Origin of the sequence: Arcobacter peruensis (genome assembly GCF_003711085.1) — a bacterium.
Lineage (GTDB): Bacteria > Campylobacterota > Campylobacteria > Campylobacterales > Arcobacteraceae > Poseidonibacter > Poseidonibacter parvus.
In genome coordinates this window covers 991,255-1,008,914 of the sequence record NZ_CP032363.1, presented here as the reverse complement: position 1 = coordinate 1,008,914, position 17,660 = coordinate 991,255, and the positions used below count along the sequence as shown (strand labels likewise).

At 26.8% G+C, this 17,660-nt stretch carries 21 protein-coding genes and 1 pseudogene; 11 read left to right on the top strand and 11 right to left on the bottom strand.

Annotated features, from left to right (window positions below; genetic code table 11):
• Positions 1 to 60: 60 nt before the first annotated feature.
• From D3Z07_RS05165 to D3Z07_RS05135, 7 genes and pseudogenes are all read right to left on the bottom strand, one after another.
• The gene (locus tag D3Z07_RS05165) at positions 61 to 846 is read right to left on the bottom strand and encodes an exodeoxyribonuclease III (protein WP_122893234.1); all 786 of its coding nucleotides are present in this window, start codon (positions 844 to 846) and stop codon (positions 61 to 63) included.
• 80 nt (positions 847 to 926) lie between these two features.
• Positions 927 to 1,436 carry a GGDEF domain-containing protein gene (locus D3Z07_RS14220; protein ID WP_228200588.1) on the bottom strand — a complete coding sequence of 170 codons (510 nt, stop codon included), beginning with the start codon at positions 1,434 to 1,436 and terminating at the stop codon, positions 927 to 929.
• A 45-nt stretch (positions 1,437 to 1,481) separates the two neighbouring features.
• Positions 1,482 to 2,666: pseudogene (locus tag D3Z07_RS14215) on the bottom strand (cache domain-containing protein); the annotation flags it as partial.
• 94 nt (positions 2,667 to 2,760) lie between these two features.
• Positions 2,761 to 3,330, bottom strand: a complete 570-nt coding sequence (locus D3Z07_RS05150) for a TetR/AcrR family transcriptional regulator (RefSeq protein ID WP_076085112.1) — start codon at positions 3,328 to 3,330, stop codon at positions 2,761 to 2,763.
• A gap of 41 nt (positions 3,331 to 3,371) precedes the next feature.
• Positions 3,372 to 4,043 (bottom strand): haloacid dehalogenase type II, encoded by a 672-nt coding sequence (locus D3Z07_RS05145; protein WP_076085115.1) that lies wholly within the window; start codon positions 4,041 to 4,043, stop codon positions 3,372 to 3,374.
• A gap of 32 nt (positions 4,044 to 4,075) precedes the next feature.
• A complete protein-coding gene (locus D3Z07_RS05140; RefSeq protein WP_076085117.1) occupies positions 4,076 to 4,729 on the bottom strand; it encodes a peroxiredoxin-like family protein in 654 nt (217 codons plus the stop codon).
• Between the two features lie 126 nt (positions 4,730 to 4,855).
• Positions 4,856 to 5,125, bottom strand: a complete 270-nt coding sequence (locus tag D3Z07_RS05135) for a hypothetical protein (RefSeq protein WP_076085120.1) — start codon at positions 5,123 to 5,125, stop codon at positions 4,856 to 4,858.
• A 101-nt stretch (positions 5,126 to 5,226) separates the two neighbouring features.
• On the opposite strand from D3Z07_RS05135, the gene D3Z07_RS05130 reads away from it, so the two are divergent.
• Both D3Z07_RS05130 and D3Z07_RS05125 read left to right on the top strand, forming a co-directional pair.
• Positions 5,227 to 5,940 (top strand): sulfite exporter TauE/SafE family protein, encoded by a 714-nt coding sequence (locus tag D3Z07_RS05130; protein WP_076085123.1) that lies wholly within the window; start codon positions 5,227 to 5,229, stop codon positions 5,938 to 5,940.
• On the top strand, positions 5,937 to 7,124 hold the full coding sequence (locus D3Z07_RS05125) for an MFS transporter (RefSeq protein ID WP_206423304.1): 1,188 nt from the start codon (positions 5,937 to 5,939) through the stop codon (positions 7,122 to 7,124). The genes D3Z07_RS05130 and D3Z07_RS05125 overlap by 4 nt, the downstream gene beginning before the upstream one ends.
• On the opposite strand, the gene D3Z07_RS05120 is transcribed toward D3Z07_RS05125, so the two are convergent.
• On the bottom strand, positions 7,107 to 8,021 hold the full coding sequence (locus tag D3Z07_RS05120) for an AEC family transporter (protein WP_122893231.1): 915 nt from the start codon (positions 8,019 to 8,021) through the stop codon (positions 7,107 to 7,109). The two genes, D3Z07_RS05125 and D3Z07_RS05120, sit on opposite strands and share 18 nt — an antisense overlap.
• A 66-nt stretch (positions 8,022 to 8,087) precedes the next feature.
• Positions 8,088 to 8,216, bottom strand: a complete 129-nt coding sequence (locus tag D3Z07_RS14305; RefSeq protein ID WP_265936466.1) for a hypothetical protein — start codon at positions 8,214 to 8,216, stop codon at positions 8,088 to 8,090.
• Positions 8,217 to 8,335: 119 nt separating this feature from the next.
• On the opposite strand from D3Z07_RS14305, the gene D3Z07_RS05115 reads away from it, so the two are divergent.
• Genes D3Z07_RS05115 through D3Z07_RS05095 form a run of 5 tightly spaced genes read left to right on the top strand, consistent with a single transcriptional unit; the run spans position 8,336 to position 12,419 of the window.
• The gene (locus D3Z07_RS05115) at positions 8,336 to 8,524 is read left to right on the top strand and encodes a sodium-dependent tyrosine transporter (protein WP_076085132.1); all 189 of its coding nucleotides are present in this window, start codon (positions 8,336 to 8,338) and stop codon (positions 8,522 to 8,524) included.
• A 16-nt stretch (positions 8,525 to 8,540) separates the two neighbouring features.
• On the top strand, positions 8,541 to 9,161 hold the full coding sequence (locus tag D3Z07_RS14300; protein WP_122893230.1) for a cache domain-containing protein: 621 nt from the start codon (positions 8,541 to 8,543) through the stop codon (positions 9,159 to 9,161).
• Complete coding sequence (locus D3Z07_RS14295; protein ID WP_322898848.1) at positions 9,124 to 10,455, top strand: sensor histidine kinase; 1,332 nt, start codon at positions 9,124 to 9,126, stop codon at positions 10,453 to 10,455. Before D3Z07_RS14300 ends, D3Z07_RS14295 begins: the two co-directional genes overlap by 38 nt.
• A gap of 60 nt (positions 10,456 to 10,515) precedes the next feature.
• Entirely contained in the window at positions 10,516 to 11,925 is a 1,410-nt protein-coding gene (gene aspA / locus D3Z07_RS05100; protein ID WP_076085138.1) for an aspartate ammonia-lyase, read from the top strand.
• Positions 11,925 to 12,419, top strand: coding sequence for an asparaginase domain-containing protein (locus D3Z07_RS05095; protein ID WP_122893228.1), 495 nt, complete (start codon positions 11,925 to 11,927; stop codon positions 12,417 to 12,419). Before aspA ends, D3Z07_RS05095 begins: the two co-directional genes overlap by 1 nt.
• An 11-nt stretch (positions 12,420 to 12,430) precedes the next feature.
• On the opposite strand, the gene D3Z07_RS05090 is transcribed toward D3Z07_RS05095, so the two are convergent.
• A complete protein-coding gene (locus D3Z07_RS05090; protein ID WP_076085144.1) occupies positions 12,431 to 12,940 on the bottom strand; it encodes a ferritin in 510 nt (169 codons plus the stop codon).
• A gap of 112 nt (positions 12,941 to 13,052) precedes the next feature.
• Between D3Z07_RS05090 and D3Z07_RS05085 the strand changes: the two genes are divergently transcribed.
• Positions 13,053 to 13,973 (top strand): manganese-dependent inorganic pyrophosphatase, encoded by a 921-nt coding sequence (locus D3Z07_RS05085; protein ID WP_122893227.1) that lies wholly within the window; start codon positions 13,053 to 13,055, stop codon positions 13,971 to 13,973.
• Positions 13,974 to 14,018: 45 nt separating this feature from the next.
• Here the strand turns inward: D3Z07_RS05085 and D3Z07_RS05080 are convergent, their stop codons facing one another.
• Positions 14,019 to 14,609 carry a DUF134 domain-containing protein gene (locus D3Z07_RS05080; protein ID WP_122893226.1) on the bottom strand — a complete coding sequence of 197 codons (591 nt, stop codon included), beginning with the start codon at positions 14,607 to 14,609 and terminating at the stop codon, positions 14,019 to 14,021.
• Between the two features lie 104 nt (positions 14,610 to 14,713).
• Between D3Z07_RS05080 and D3Z07_RS05075 the strand changes: the two genes are divergently transcribed.
• Genes D3Z07_RS05075 through cydB form a run of 3 tightly spaced genes read left to right on the top strand, consistent with a single transcriptional unit; the run spans position 14,714 to position 17,600 of the window.
• The gene (locus D3Z07_RS05075; protein WP_122893225.1) at positions 14,714 to 14,926 is read left to right on the top strand and encodes a DUF4492 domain-containing protein; all 213 of its coding nucleotides are present in this window, start codon (positions 14,714 to 14,716) and stop codon (positions 14,924 to 14,926) included.
• 10 nt (positions 14,927 to 14,936) lie between these two features.
• On the top strand, positions 14,937 to 16,466 hold the full coding sequence (locus D3Z07_RS05070) for a cytochrome ubiquinol oxidase subunit I (RefSeq protein ID WP_122893224.1): 1,530 nt from the start codon (positions 14,937 to 14,939) through the stop codon (positions 16,464 to 16,466).
• The gene (gene cydB / locus D3Z07_RS05065) at positions 16,467 to 17,600 is read left to right on the top strand and encodes a cytochrome d ubiquinol oxidase subunit II (RefSeq protein ID WP_076085159.1); all 1,134 of its coding nucleotides are present in this window, start codon (positions 16,467 to 16,469) and stop codon (positions 17,598 to 17,600) included.
• Positions 17,601 to 17,660: the final 60 nt, after the last annotated feature.

Below are 17,660 nucleotides of genomic sequence, written 5' to 3'. Positions count from 1 at the left end.
GAGTATTGTTTTAGTAGAAATTTATAATAAATTTGATAATAAGTTATAAGAGAAAATCCCTTATAACTCTATTTCTAAAGCAATAGGGCAGTGGTCACTTCCCATAACTTCATTTAGAATATATGCATCTTTAATATTGTCTTTTAAATCATCACTTACATAAAAGTAATCAATTCTCCAGCCAACATTATTAGCTCGTGCATTTGCTCTATAAGACCACCACGAATAATGTTCAGGTTCATCACCAATTACATGTCTTAATGTATCAATATAACCTGCGGCTAATAGTTTATCCATCCATTCTCTCTCCATTGGTAAGAAACCTGATGTCTTTTCATTTGCTTTTGGTCGTGCTAAATCAATTGCCGTATGCGCTGTATTTACATCTCCACAAACAATGATTGATTTTCCTTGTTTTTTTAATTCCTCGCAATGGTTTAAAAACCTATCGTAGAATTCCATTTTATAGACAAGTCTTTCTTCTTTGCTTTGTCCATTTGGAAAATATACATTAAAAAATGCAATATCTTTATCTCCTAATGTAAAATGAACTTCATTTATTCTTCCTTCATCTAATACATCAACACTTGGACAAGTACAAGTAAAAGTTGTTTCAATATCAGTAAAAAGTGCTGTTCCACTTCGACCTTTTATTGCTGATTGTGAACCAAAAAGAGTTTTATACTCTTTTTCAAAAATTGTTGAAGGAATTTGATCAACTTGAGATTTTGTTTCTTGAACTCCAAGTAAATCAACATTTGCTTCATCAATCCATTTTAATGCTTCTTTTTTATCAACTGCTCTAATTCCGTTTACATTCCATGATATAAATTTGTATGTTTTCATCTTAAACCTTATAGTATTTAAATTCAGTATTTTGAATTTTTTGTATTATATCTAAGATGTTTTTATATTAAAGTTTTTTGCTATTTCTTTTCATTAAAAATAACTACTTTATTTCGACCACTATCTTTTGCCTCATATAATGCAATGTCAGCTCTTTTTAATAAACTATGTACATCTTTATCTTTATTTTCATCAAAAAGTGTAATTCCAATACTTACAGTAAAACTAATTAAAATATCTTTTTTTACTTCAATTTTAAGATTCTCAATTACTTTTCTTATTTTATCAGCAGTTTGATATCCTGCTTCAATTGGTGTATTAGGAAAAACAATAGCAAATTCTTCTCCTCCCATTCTTGTAATAACATCACTGTTTCTTAATAACTCTAATAAGTTGTCTGCAAGTTTTTTTAATACTTCATCTCCAATATCATGACCATAAGTATCATTAATATTTTTAAACTTATCTATATCTAACATAAGAAGACAAAGTTTTTCTTTTCTCCTAATTGCTAAGGATATTAATTTTTCTATAGTATGTTCAAAATAACGTCTATTATAAAGATTTGTCAGAGGATCTCTTAATGCCATTTCTTTTAATTTATTTTTTGAATTTTCAAGTTCTTTTGTTCTATTCTTTACTTTTATTTCCAATGTATTATTTATTTCTTTTAAGTCATTTTTATAGATATTAATTATATTTCCGACTTTTCTTGAAATTAGAGTCATTATGATCATACTAAAAATTGTAATTAAAAATGAATATTCAATAACTTTTGAAATAGTGTAATCTAAGTTTTCCTTCATTAATAATTGTTTCTTTTTTATATTATTAAGCATAATACTATTGTACATACCAGTACCAATAGCCCAGTTAGTTTTTTTAAACAATTTAATATAAGAAATTTTTTCAGAAGGTTGTTTTGTTAGAGGATTAATCGTAGCTAAATAACTGATATATGAACCTTTTGTATTAAATGCAGTATTAATAATTTCTTGTATTAATAACCTACCTTCAACAGATAAATTAAATCTATTTTTACCAATTAACTCTTTTTTAATATGAGAAATAGTGTTTCCTAATTTATCATAAGCAAAAATATAATTATTTTTGTCATAAGTAATAGTATTTAATAATTCTTGTAATTTGTTTTTTACATGTTCTTCTACATCTTCATTGTATTTTGCACTACCTACAAAAATATTTAAAGGTTTAAATTTTTTCAAATATCCAATCTTTTGTTTTATAGTTGTTTCTTGTGGTTTATACTATTCCCAAGTTATATAACCATAATCATTTTTATCTAAAAAATTTATAAACTTATTTATTGTATTTTTTGCTTTATTATCTTTATAATCTCTATAGTTTATACCTTCTAAGTGAGGTAAGGGTGGATGTAAAACGGTAGTGCCTTCATCTGAGAAAATAAAATAATAACCAGATAAATTTTCATAAAATCTAAGATCTCTTAATTGATTATTGATTTCTGAAAGAATAAGGTCTTTGCTTTTATCTTTATTTTTATTATAGGTATTTTTGATTATATTATAAGCAATATCCACAATATTTTTAACATCTTCTTTTTCTGCTTCTATTTGTTGATTGTAATCTTTTTCTAAAAGACTTATAATATTATCTATTCTATTTTTAACTATTTTTTTTACTTTTATTTCTTCGTCAGTTAATAATTGTTGAACTTCTGTTTTATATTGAGATTTTACTTCAGATATAAAAAGCTTTGTAAGAATGAATGATGTTAATATAACACCAAGTAGAGGAGTTAAAACAATAAAGTTTTTTATATTTCGTTCATTTAACATTATAAGCCCTTCTATAGAATATAAATATAAAAAATATGTATTCTTTTAATTATGCCTTATTTTTTAAAAAAAGAACTAAAACAGTGTTATTTACTTATCTAAGAGTATTTATATAGTTAATAAGTTGAATCATACAGTCTTCAAAATCTTGATTGTCTTGAGATTTTTTTGAAAGTAAAATTGCTCCTTCTATTGAAGCAATTAAAAATGTAGCACATTGTTGAGTGTTTGTATTTTGATTGATTTGATTTTTTTGTTTTGCTTTATTTAAAATAGAAATAAAAATCTCTTTCCATTTATTTAGAATTGAATTTAAAATATTTGTAAAATCTTCATCTTGATTTAAATGCTCTTGTAAAAGGTTGCCAAGAGGACAACCTTCTATTAGATTAAAACTTTTTGTATCTTGTAATATTGAGATTAAAATATCAATAAGATTTCCATCTTCATTTAAAATTGTTTCCCATTTATTTTTTGTTCTTTGTTCTAGTTTTTCATCAATCATAGCAAGCACCATATCTTTTTTTGAGGGGAAATAATGATACATTGCCCCTTTTTTGACTTCAGCTCGTTTTAAAATATTTGCTAAAGATGCAGCAGAATATCCTGTACTAAATACTTCATGAAAGGTTGCGTCAATTAGTTTTTCTCTTACTGTACTCATAGAACTCTTTTAAATTTTTTTGTATTATATCTTATATTAATTTAATGATTTAATTGTTTTGCTAATTGTGTTAAAGAATCAACTGTAATAGTAGGCTGTATTTCCCATGGATCAAAAATAGCTTTGCTAGAACGTTGTATCCAAGCTGCTTTCATTCCTGCAGATATTGCTCCTGTTACATCAAAAGGATTTGAAGAAATTAGCCATGCTTCATTGCTTTTTACATTTGCACTTCTTAGAAAATGTCCATAAACAGCAGGTGAAGGTTTAAAAGTTTTTATATCATCTACACTAACAACGTCTAGGAATAATTCACTTATTCCTGCATTTATTAGTAGTTTTTCAACAGCTGCTTTTTTGCCATTTGAAAAAGCAAAAAGTCTAAAGCCTTTTTGCTTTAGTCTTTCAAGTGCAGGTTTTACATCATCAAAACTTGGTAAAATTGCATAAATTGCCATTAGTTCTTCTTTTTGTTTTGAAGATAATTCTACATCGTGGAATTTACAAGAATACTCTAAAGCCTGAGCTGTACATACTTCAAACCCTACATAATTTTGCATATGACCTCTTCTAAAAGAGTATTCAAGTTGTTTATCTCTCCAAGTTTGAGAAAAAATATTTGCTTTATTTGGAATGAACTTTTCAAGTAAAACTTGCACGCCATTTGTATTTATTAGTGTTCCATATACATCAAAAGCTAAAGTAGTATTCATTGTAAACTCCTATATTTATTAATTATTTTTTACTATTTTGCTGCTTTTATTGCATCAACAACATCTTGTGGTTCACATCTTTTTGTATAATCTTCATTAACAAATGAGAAAATAATCTCTTTATTTTTGTTGATTACATAAGTTGCAGGCATTGGTAATTCGTATGAATCTTCATCATTATTTGCTGGAATGTCAATATTAAAACTTAAGTAAATAGGTCTTAATTCTTCTGCTAAAGAAAATACTAAACCATACTCTTTTGCAATTACGTTTTCATTATCACTTAATACTTCAAAAGCTAATTCATTTTTTTCTTTTGTGCTTAGACTTGCATCTGGAGATTGTGGAGATACTGCTAATAGTTTTGCACCTAAACTAATTAGTTCCTCATTTTTTTCTTGTAATGCTTTTAATTCTAAATTACAATACGAACACCAAACACCTCTATAAAAACTTACAACTGCAAAGTCATTTTCTTCTAAAGTTTCATATAAAGAAACTTCTTTCCCTACAGCATTTGGTAATTTCATATCAGGAGCTTTGTCTCCAACTTTTAAAGCATTTTTACTAATTGACTGTTCTTCTAGTTTTTTTGTAGCTTTTAACATGATTTCTTGTATTTCTAGTGGAGCTTTTTTCTTGAAAGCTTCTTGATAATTTTTAATTTCTTCTATTAATCTTGACATTTTATTTCCTTTAATTTTTGTACATATTTTTAAAACCAACCAGTTGGTCTGTTGGAATAATAACAAGAATCAAAACTTTTGTCAAGGTCTTTTTTGATTCTTATTTTATTTAGTTTATTTAAATATTTATTTTGTAGGTTTTAAATCAGTTTTATCTTCAGTGATTTTCTTTTTCTTTTCTATAAGTTCTACTGGTTTATTAGGTGCTGTAGGCTTTTTTATACCAATATTACTTAAAGGATTAATCCTTATATTTGAAAACTTGTTCTTATTTGTTAATAGATTATCGCCTTTTCCTCCATGCATATCAATTTTCCCTGAGTTCTCACCTGTATAAGCATAGTTTGCAAAAAGTGATGTTGATAAAAGTAGGATAGTCATTAGTATTTGTTTCATTGTATTGTCTCTTTTTTTATAATTTTAAGAAATTATATCTTTTTTTGATAAATAAGGCATTATTGGGTATTTTAAATTTATATTAATATTTAGGAAATTTTATGAATGAACTACTTTTAGGTTTACTTACATTTTTCACTTCAACAATAGCAGGTGTTGTAGGAATTGGTGGGGGAATGATGCTAATTGCAATACTTCCAGCTTTTTTACCTTTAAATGCTTTAATACCTGTGCATGGCTTAACTCAAATGTCAAGTAATTTTTCACGTGCAGTTTTTGGATACAAAGATGTACAATATGAAACAATACCAAAGTTTTTGATAGGTTCTATTGCAGGAATTGCTCTTTTTGCTTCGATTTTATCTATGATTTCTTTAGAGTATGTTCCTTTATTTATTGGGGTTTATATTCTTTTATCTCTTTGGTCACAAAAGTTTAATGATAAGATTAAAAAATATGAAAACTACTATTTAGTTGGGTTTTTACAAACAGGTTTATCTATAGTTGTAGGAGCAACGGGTCCTTTAACTATGACTTTACTTTTAAAAGATTATAAAGATAAAGACAAAGTTGTAGCAACAGGAGCAGCACTTATGAGTATTACTCATATTTTAAAAGTGTTCGTTTTTATGTATTTTGGTTTTGTATTTTTTGATTATATCGGAATTATTGTTGCAATGATAATTGGAGCAGTTGCAGGCTCTTATGCAGGAACAAAGCTAAGAGATAAAATAGATGGTAAAAAGTTTTTAATGCTTTTAAAAGTACTTCTTACAATTCTTGCTATTAAAGTTATTATTGGTGTATTTCTTTGAGAAAAACTTTTTTTACTAAAATAACTACATCAAAAGTTGCACTGCTTTATGTAATGTCTATTTCTATGGTTATTTCATTTTCAGCTTGGATGAGTTTACTTAATAACTTTACAATTGAAGTAGCTTCATTTAATGGAAGCCAAATTGGAATACTTCAAAGTTTAAGAGAAATTCCTGGCTTTCTTGCCTTTACAGTTATTTTGGTATTAGCTTTTATTGCACAACAAAGACTAGTTTATATTTCAATGCTTTTATTAGGACTTGGAACAGCAGTAACTGGCTTTTTCCCTAGTGCTTTTGGTTTGTATATGACAACAATTATTATGTCATTAGGGTTTCATTATTTAGAGACTTTAAATCAATCTTTGAGCCTTCAATGGCTTGATAAGAAAAAAGCTCCAATAATTTTGGGAAAAATATCTGCTGTTAAATCTTTTATAGGTCTTAGTGTATTTATTTTGATTTATATTTTGATGAATTATTTGGCGCTTGAATATAAATATGTCTATTTAATTTTTGGAGGGATTACAGCAATACTTTCTATTGTTTGTTGGATTGCTTTTACACATTTTAAAGAGACAGTTATTCAAGAGCGTAAAATAAGACTTAAAAAAGAGTATTGGCTGTTTTACACATTAACTTTTTTTGCAGGTGCAAGAAGACAGATATTTGTAGTCTTTGCAGGATTTTTATTAGTTGAAAAATTTGGTGTAGATGTTCATAATATGGTTTTATTACTTTTTATAAATTCAGTTTTAAATATGTATCTAGCTCCTAAAATTGGAAAGTTTATCTCAATTTTTGGTGAAAGAATAGCTTTACGATATGAATATATTGGACTTGTGATAGTTTTTATATCTTATGCTTTTGTTGATAATTTATATATAGCTTTTGCACTTTATGTAATTGACCACCTTTTATTTGCAATGGCAATTGCACTTAAAACATATTTTCAAAAAATTGCAGACCCAAAAGATATTGCAAGTGCAAGTGCTGTTTCTTTTACTATAAATCATATAGCAGCTGTTTTCTTGCCAGTTTTATTAGGATTGGTTTGGTTATATTCTCACTCACTAGTATTTATAATTGGTGGATTAATTGCTGTTATTTCTGTAGTTTTATCTTTTTTAATTCCTCATAATCCCAAAAGAGGATTTGAAACTACTTTAGTTAAAGAAGTTTAAAACTACTATTATAAACAGTGCTGATATTAGTGTCTGCACTGTTATAATTGAAGACATTAAACCAATATTCCCACCAAGTTGGCGAGCAAGTATAAAAGAACTAGGCGCGGTTGGTAAAACTGAAAATATCAATAAAACTAAAATCATAGTATCATCTAAACCAAAGTATTTAGCTACACAAAACATAATTATTGGTGTGATTAAATGCTTTGCAAAAGAAGATGTGAAAATATCTTTTTTTGAAGCTTTAATCTCTTTTAAAACTAAACCAAAACCAACAGATAAAAGTCCTAAAGGAAGTGCTGCTTGTCCTAATATTTGTATTGTATTTTCTAAGATAATAGGTATATCAATTGATAGAAAATTAATACTTCCTCCAATAAAGCATCCGATTATTAAGGGATTTGTAATAATAGATTTTACTAAATAAAGAAAAGTTAATTTACTTTGACTTATATATAAAGCAAAAATACTAATACATAAAACATTTATAAAAGGAATTACAAATGTAAGTAAAATTGCAGCTAAAACAATTCCATTGTCTCCTAATACAGCATCTGCAAGAGCTAAAAAAACATAAGTATTAAATCTTATTCCACCTTGCACTATTGAAGTAAATGAATCTTCTTGAAAGTTTAAAAATTTATTTAAAAACATCAATATTAGTAAAACTATAAATATTGTAATTAAAGCAGTTAATACATAATTTACACTATTACTTGAATCAAGTGATGCAGTTGAAAGTTTATATATAAGTAATGAAGGCATTAAAACATAGTAAGTCAGTTTGTCAGCTTGTGGCCAAAAATCATATGATGGAAACTTTATTCTTTTAAAAAAATAACCAATCATAATAAGTGAAAAAATAGGAATAAGTGCTGTAAATATATGGATCATGAATACTCTATAATGTGCTGATTTATTAAGGTGTTAGAAAATTAATTAAAAAATTGTACTAGGATATTAAAAGTATCCTAATACTTTGTGATGTTTATATAAAAAGTTTTTTGATACATCAAAAAATTCTATAAAAATAGAATTTATTTCATCAATCATGCTTCTTTTTACACTAGAATTTGAAAATGTAGTCATAATAAATCCTTTCTCTTTTGATAATTATAATTAGTTTTAATTTAAATGTAAAGTATTTTTTATAAATTACTTTAAATTTCTTAACTTTATGTTAAAATTAAGAAAAACAAAGGATTAAAATGTTTGTACAATTAAATGAAAGAGTTTTTTTAAACTTAAATAAAATTACAAGAACAAAAATTGACCATGTTGAAGATGGAATTAGAGTAAGATTCTATGAAGGTCAAGATCAAGTTGCAAAGTCACAAAGATTTGATGATGTAAAAAAAGCTGAAAAATGGTTGAAAAAACTTCTTAAGAGTGCATAGCTAAAAGGATTATTAAATGAACCTAAAAAATGAAAGCAAATTACTTTTTATAATTAGATATGCTCTACCATTTTTTATTTTAATAATCTCAATATTTGCAACTTTATTTTTACATTCTCAAAGTAAATCTGATTTTGAGAATGTAAAAAAAGAAATCGAAGAAAAATTTATTCAAAATAATAAATTAATCATAAAAGAACAAATTGAAACAATTTATTCTCAAATTATTTCAAAGCAAGAATCTACAGAAAAAAATCTAAAAGAATCCCTTCAATCAAGAGTTTATGAAGCTCATTTGATAATCTCAAATATTTATAAAAAATATAAAGATACTCACTCTAAAAAAGAAATAAGAGATATTATAAATGTGATTATAAAATCAATTAAATTTAATGATAATAGAGGCTACTTTTTTATTTATGATAAAAATGCAACTGGTGTTATTCATCCTTTATTACCTGATTTTGAAGGAAAAAATTTATTAGATCTTCAAGATAGTAAAGGTGAGTTTATATTAAAAGAATCCTTAGATTTATTAGAAAATAATGATGAATCATTTCAAGAGTGGTATTTTAGAAAAGATAAAAATGATTTGAAAGATTATAAAAAAAATTGGTTTTATAAAAAATATTTATGAATTAGATTGGTTTATAGGAACTGGCGAATATATTCAAGATTTTACAAAAGAAGTAAAAAAAAGCATTTTAGATGAGTTTAATTTAATAGATTTTGATAATGCTAATAAATATCTCATAATTATAGATGAAAATAATAAATATATAAAACATACAAACAGTGAACTTCTTGGTAAAAGTATTAGTGCTGCTGCAAAAAAATATAAAGTTAATATTAATACACAAGAAGTACGAAATATTTCAAAAGCTGGTGGATATATAACTATTAAGTTTCCAAAACCTAATAATATTACACCAAGATTAAAAATAATATATAGTAAACTAATACCAAAATGGAACTGGATGATTTCAACTGGTTTTTATGTTGATGAAGTGCAAGTTTTAATTGATAAAGAAAAAGAAAAATTCGCTAAAAAACATGATAATGAATTAAAGAATATTTATTTACTCTCTTTGCTAGTTACTTTTGCACTTTTACTAATATCTTTTCTTATTTCCAAGCTTATTGAAAAAAGATTTAATGAATATAAATTAAATATAAATAAACAAATAAAAGAAAATCAAAAACAATATGAATTACTTTCTCAAAAATCTAAACTTGCAGCAATGGGAGAGATGATAGGAAATATTGCTCATCAATGGCGACAGCCTTTATCTGTAATTACAACAGCTTCTTCTGGAATAAAAATACAAAAAGAAACAGATTTATTGACTGATAAAATTTTATTTGATTCTTTGGATATTATTATCTTAACATCTGAGCATTTATCAAATACAATTGAAGATTTTAAAGATTATTTTAAGCCAGATAAAGAGAAAAGTATTTTTCTTATTGAAAAACCTATTAAGAAAACTTTTAGGCTTTTATTATCACAATCAAATATTAAAAAGATAACTTTTATAAAAGATATACATACTTTAAAAATTGAAGGATATGAAAGAGAACTTTTACAAGTTTTATTAAATATTTTAAATAATGCAATAGATGCTTTTGCTGAGGATACGAAGAATAAATACATATTTGTTAGCGCATATGAGAAAAATCAAAATGCAATTATTGAAATAAAAGATAATGCAGGAGGAATAGAAAAAGATTTATTAAAAAGAATTTTTGAACCTTATTTTACTACAAAACATAAATCACAAGGTACAGGTCTTGGACTGTATATTTCTCAAGAGATAATATCTAGGCATATGAATGGAAAAATTGAAGCTAAAAATACAAGTTTTACTTATAATGATGAAAAATATACTGGAGTTAAATTTTGTATTATTTTGCCTCTTCTTAAAGATTAAAGCACACTTTTTATATACTTTTGTTTTATATGATTTTAACACAAAAACAAAAGGCAAATAATGCAAGAAGAACACAGAATTGAAAAAGATTTTTTAGGCGAAAAAGAGATAGAAAAAAATGCTTATTACGGAATACAAACATTAAGAGCAAAAGAAAATTTTGATATAACTAATACAGATATATCTTTATTTCCAACTTTTATTAAGTCACTTGCAAAAGTTAAAAAAGCTTGTGCTTTGACTAACTTCGAATTAGGTGATTTAAATGATAGACAAAGAGATGCTATTATTCAAGCTTGTAATGAAATAATAGATGGAAAGTTTCATGACCAGTTTATAGTTGACCCTATTCAAGGAGGAGCTGGAACTTCAACTAATATGAATGCAAATGAAGTTATTGCAAATAGAGCCTTAGAAATTCTTGGTGAAAAAAGAAGTGCTTATCATATTATTCATCCTAATAATCATATCAATATGAGTCAATCAACAAATGATGTATATCCTACAGCCATTAAAATCACACTTTATGAATTAATTTATAGATTGAAAGATTCACTTCGATATTTAAGAGATTGTTTTCATGAAAAAGCACATGAATTTAAAGATGTTTTAAAAATGGGAAGAACTCAACTTCAAGATGCCGTTCCTATGACACTTGGACAAGAGTTTAAAACTTATGAAGTTATGATTGATGAAGATATTTTTAGATTAAGAGATGCCCAAGCAATGCTTAAAGAAGTTAACTTAGGTGCAACTGCAATTGGTACGGGAATTAATACAAAAGACTCATACCAAAGAAAAGCAATAAGTAATTTAAGAGAAGTAACAGGTATTGATTATGTAAGTGCTGGAGATTTAATAGAAGCTACACAAGATACAGGCGCTTTTGTTCATATTTCTGGAATCTTAAAAAGAGTTGCTATTAAAATTTCTAAAATTTGTAATGATTTACGTCTTTTAAGCTCAGGACCACGTGCTGGATTTAATGAAATAAATCTTCCAAAAGTACAACCAGGTTCTTCAATAATGCCAGGAAAAGTAAATCCTGTTATTCCTGAAGTTGTAAACCAAGTTGCTTTTGAAGTAATTGGTGCTGATGTTACGATTTCAATGGCTAGTGAAGGGGGACAATTACAATTAAATGTTTTTGAACCAATTATTGCTTATAAACTTTTTACTTCAATTAATATGATGAGACGTTCATTTTATACTCTTGCTGATAAGTGTGTAAAAGGAATAACTGCAAATGAAGATATTTGTATGGAATATATTTTAAACTCAGTTACAATTGTAACTTCATTAAATCCAATTTTAGGTTATGAAACATGCTCAGCAATCGCTAAAGAAGCCTTAGCAACAAACAGAAGAGTTTATGATATTGTCTTAGAAAAAGAACTATTTACAAAAGAAGAGTTAGATAAACTTCTTCATCCAAAAAATATGGTTCATAATTATTCGAGTGTACTATAATGAATATAACTATCATAAACACAGGCGGAACTTTTAATAAAAGATATAACCCTTTAAAAGGAATTCTAGAAGTTCCAAACGATAATATTGCTTTAAATAAAATCATTGAATCTTGTCATAATGTAAACTTTGAAATTAAGAATATAGTTTCAAAAGATAGTTTGGATATGGATGATAAAGATAGACAAGTTATTACAAAAGCTGTAAATGAAACAGCAAATGATAATATTATTATAATTCATGGAACAGATACTGTTGATTTAACATCAGCATTTTTAAGACAGCAAGTAAAAAATAAAAAGATTGTGTTTACAGGTGCAATGGTTCCTATGAGTATTGATGAAGTTGAAGCCACAATGAATTTCTCGCAAGCTTTAGGCTTTTTAAGTGCAAATGTTGAAAATGGAATATATCTTGCTATGCATGGTGTTGTAGTTGATGCTTCTAAGTTGGTTAAAAATAGAAAAGAAGGAAAATTTTTAATTCAAGAGTAAAGCCTAGGCTTTTACTCTTGAGTTGGATCTACAAAACTTCTAGAAGCTAGTTCTTTATCAATTGTATATAATCCATAACCATTATCTCCAACAAGCTTAATATGGTCAATAATCTCTCCAACAGTTGCTTCTTCTTCAACTTGTTCTGTTACATACCATTGCAATAAATTATATGTAGCATGATCTTTATCTTTCATTGCTAAATCAGATAAGTTATTTAAATTTTTTGTCATAGTTTGTTCATGTGCTAATGACTTTTTAAATACATCAAGTAATGATTTATATTCTACTTTAACAGCGTCAATTGTAGGAAGTGAGAGTTCTACATTTTGATCTTCAAGATACTTAAATAGTTTCATACCATGAGATACTTCTTCTTGATATTGAATTAAAAACCAAGATGCTGCACCATTAAACCCCTCTTTAGATGAATATGCACTCATACCTAAATAAATATATGCTGAGTGAAATTCTTTATTTAATTGTATAATTAATTCTTTTTGTAATGCTTTACTAATCATTGTTACTCCTTAAAGGTTTATTATACATTAATTTTAGTAATTGTTCTTTAAAATACTCCTAACAAAAGTTTAGATAAAATGGGCAAAAATATATAATATAGGAAAATACAATATGGCAATTTATACATGTGGACATACAACTCCTGATTCAGACTCAATCTGTTCAGCGATTTCATTAGGATATTTATTAAATAAAATTGGACGTGAAGCAATTCCAGCACGTCAAGGTCCTGTTTCTCCTGAAACTCAATTTATTTTAGATAAGTTTGGTTTTGAAGCACCATTATTAAAAACTGAATTTGCAGGTGAAGAATTATTTATCACTGATTATTCAGACAAAGGTCAAGCGCCTGCTGATATTGATCAAGCGACTGTAGTTGGTATCGTAGATCATCATAAATTAGGAGATATTACAACTTCAACTCCATTAGAGTGTTGGATTAGACCTGTTGGTTGTACTAATACAATTGTAAAAGAGATGTATGATTATCATGGTGTTGAAATTCCTGCAAATATTGCTGGAATTATGTTATGTGCAATTTTATCTGATACTGTAATTTTTAAATCACCAACTTGTACTCCAATTGATATGAAAATTGTAAAAGAATTAGCCGAGATTGCTGGTATTAATGATTTTGCTGCACTTGGAATGGAAATGTTTAAAGTTAAATCAGCAGTTGAAGGTGTTCCTGTTAGAGATTTAATCTTAAGAGATTATAAACCTTTTGATATGCACGGAAATGCTGTTGGAATTGGACAACTTGAAGTAATTGATTTGGCTATTTTTGATTCAATAAAAGATGATTTAGAAGCAGACTTAGAAGACTTAAGAGCAGAAAAAAATCTTCATACAGCATGTTTAATCTTAACTGATATTATGAAAGAAGGTTCAGAAATTTTAGTAGCTTCTGTTGATAATTCAATTTTTGAAACAGCATTTAATAAAGAATTAGTTGATGGGAAAGTTTGGTTAGATGGATGTTTATCTAGAAAAAAACAAATTATTCCTTTCTTAGAACCTGCATTTGCTTAAATGCTTTAAATAATCCCTTCTTGGGATTATTTGTCTTTTTTTAACTCAAAAGTTTATTATAGTTAATAAGTCTTTTTTACTATTTATTTGTTTCTCATAAGCTTGTATCCCTTTTGAAAGTAGTGAGTTTTTCAATCCTTCTCCTATCTTACTTGATACAAATACATTTACATTAAAATCTAAAAATATTTTAGGTAAAACAATTGCAGGTTTTGAGTTATTTATAAAAACTTCATTTTCAAATGCTTTTATTAAAGTTACATCATTTTCTTGCATTTTGTAAATATGTATAAATTCATCAGTTGCTAGCATAGATTCAAAATCATTTTTATTAGAACTACAAATAGCAACAATATAACTTGTATTTTCGTCTTCAATTGATATCTTATTTCCATATACTATTGCTCTTGTCAATTTTTGTCTTGCATTTTTTAATATTCTAGTAAATGTAGGTCTTGAAACTTGCATACTAATAGCTGCTTCTTCTTGATATAAATCTAAAATATCCATTAAATATATGGCTTCCATCTCTTCATCTAAAAGATATGTTATTCCATTATATGCTGTGTTTTCAGGTATGAATTCTTTAAATGCAGGCTTAAAGACTAAATTTCTTTTTGTTTTTTCTCTTCCCATTATTATCCTTGTTTAAAATAATATCTAAATTCTCTTGAAATATTCTTGACATATGTTCAATAAAGTGTTATCATTTTGAACATATGTCAACAAAAGGAGATTTTATGTTGAATATCAAAAATATTTACTCTTTTTATGTTAATGGTTTTAAAAACATGACTATTGGAAAAACATTATGGAAACTCATATTAATAAAACTATTGGTTATATTTCTTTTTCTTAACTATTTTGTACATGATAAATCTTTAAAAAGTGAATATAAGACATATGACGAAAAAGTTGATTTTGTATATAAAAATTTAACTAAAGAAAATTGAGGATAATAAAATGGAAGAACATTTAGTTGATTGGTCAAGAGCTCAGTTTGCACTTACTGCAATGTATCATTGGATATTCGTTCCATTGACATTGGGGCTTGGTTTTATTGTAGCTATTATGGAAAGTATTTATGTAAAAACAAATGATGAGTTTTGGAAAAAAACAACAAAATTCTGGATGGGTTTATTTGCAATAAATTTTGCTATTGGAGTTGCAACAGGAATTATAATGGAATTTGAGTTTGGTACAAACTGGGCAAATTACTCTTGGTTTGTAGGTGATATTTTTGGTGCACCTTTAGCGGTTGAAGGTATTTTAGCATTTTTTATGGAAAGTACTTTTTTTGCTGTTATGTTTTTTGGATGGGATAAAGTAAGTAAAGGTTTTCATCTTCTATCAACTTGGCTAGTAGCTGTTGGTTCAAACTTATCGGCACTTTGGATTTTAGTTGCAAATGGATGGATGCAATATCCTGTTGGAATGACTTTTAATCCAGATACTGTAAGAAATGAAATGAATAACTTTTGGGATGTTTTATTCTCACCTGTTGCAGTTAGTAAGTTTTTACATACAATTGCTAGTGGTTATGTATTAGCTTCTTTATTTGTAATTGGTATTAGTGCATGGTATTTATTAAAGAAAAGAGATATTTTATTTGCTAAAAGGTCTATTATTATAGGTTCTACTTTTGGACTTATTACCTCACTTTTTTTAATTTTAAGTGGAGATGAGTCAGCTCATCAAGTTGCACTTAAACAACCTATGAAACTTGCAGCAATGGAAGGATTATATGAAGGAACAACAGATGCAGGAATTGTGGCTATGGGAATATTAAATCCTAAAAAAACAATTTCAAATGATGAAGAACCTTTTCTTTTAGAAGTAACAGCTCCTTATGCACTTTCACTTCTAGGGTATCACGATATACATGCTTTTGTTCCTGGAATTAAAGATTTAGTTTATGGAAATGTAGAACAAGGAATTATCAGTACACAAGAGAAAATGCAAAAAGGAAAACTTGCAGTTCAAGCTTTAGAAAATTATAAAGAAGCTAAGAAAGCAAAAAATGAAGATCAATTACTTCAATCAAAAGCAGTTCTTGATGAAAATATGAAGTATTTTGGTTATGGACATATTAAAAAAGTAGAAGATGTAGTTCCTCCTGTTGCTATTAGTTTTTATTCTTTTCATATTATGGTTGCACTTGGTTCTTGGTTTACACTACTTTTTGCAATGGTATTATTTTTTGCAACAAAAAGAGATATTTTGAAATACCCATTACTTTTAAAAGCAGCTTTATGGAGCATTCCTTTAGGTTATATCGCAAGTGAAGCTGGATGGGTTGTTGCAGAAGTTGGAAGACAACCTTGGGCTATTCAAGATTTAATGCCAGTTGGAATTGCTGCTACTAAAATAGCTACAACAAATGTAATGATAAGTTTCTTTATTTTTGCAACTTTATTTACAGTATTACTAATTGCAGAAGTGAAAATAATGACTAAACAAATAGGTCTTGGACCTGAAAGTAAGGAGCATTAAATGGGTTTTGGAACATTAGAACTTTTAACACTTCAACAATATTGGTGGATGATAATATCTTTATTAGGTGGTCTTTTTGTGTTTATTATGTTTGTACAAGGTGGACAAACTTTAATGGATAAATTAAGTGATAGTGAAATAGAAAAAACTATGTTAATTAATAGTATTGGAAGAAAATGGGAATTAGGTTTTACAACTTTAGTTCTGTTTGGTGGTGCTTTATTTGCAGCTTTTCCACTATTTTATGCAACTAGTTTTGGTGGAGCTTATTGGGTATGGTTAGCTATTTTATTTTGTTTTATTATTCAAGCTGTAAGTTATGAATTTAGAACAAAACCTAATAATTTTCTAGGACAAAAAACATATGAAATGTTTTTAAAAATCAATGGAAATATTGGAACTTTTTTATTAGGAGTTGCTATTAGTACATTTTTTAGTGGGAGTGAGTTTATAGTTGATTCAAACAATTTTGTAGATTGGCAAAACCCACTAAGAGGTTTAGAATCACTACTTAATCCATATAATTATTTACTAGGCTTTGCGCTTGTATATTTAGCAAAAATAAGTGGAGCTTTATATTTTATTAATAATATTGATCACCATGAAATAAGACAAAGAGCTGTTTTATCTATTAAAACAAATATGATTTTCTTTTTACTCTCGTTTTTAAGTTTTATGACTTGGATTCTTATAAAAGATGGATATGCAGTTGATAGTGAAGGTTTTGTGTCTATAGAAAGATTTAAATATTTTCAAAATTTTATTGATATGCCAATTGTTTTAGTTATGTTTTTAATAGGTGTAGCAATGGTAATTATTGCTGTATTTGTTACAGTTATTTTTAGAAAAACTTGTTGTATTAAGACAGGTGGAATTGGAATAGTTCTTACTGTAATGGCTGTTTTATTAAATGTTGGATTAAACAACACAGCTTATTATCCTTCAACAGTTGACTTACAAAGTAGTCTTACAATAGTAAATAGTTCAGGAAGTCATTATACTTTGATAACAATGTCTTATGTATCATTGATGGTACCTTTTGTATTAGCTTATATTACTTACGCTTGGTATAGCATGGATAAAGTAAAAATTACAAAAGAAGAAATTCAATCTCCTGATTCTCATAATTATTAAAAAGGTTAAAAATATGGAATATTTAAGTGAATTAATTTGGTTAAGTCTTTGGCCCGTGGT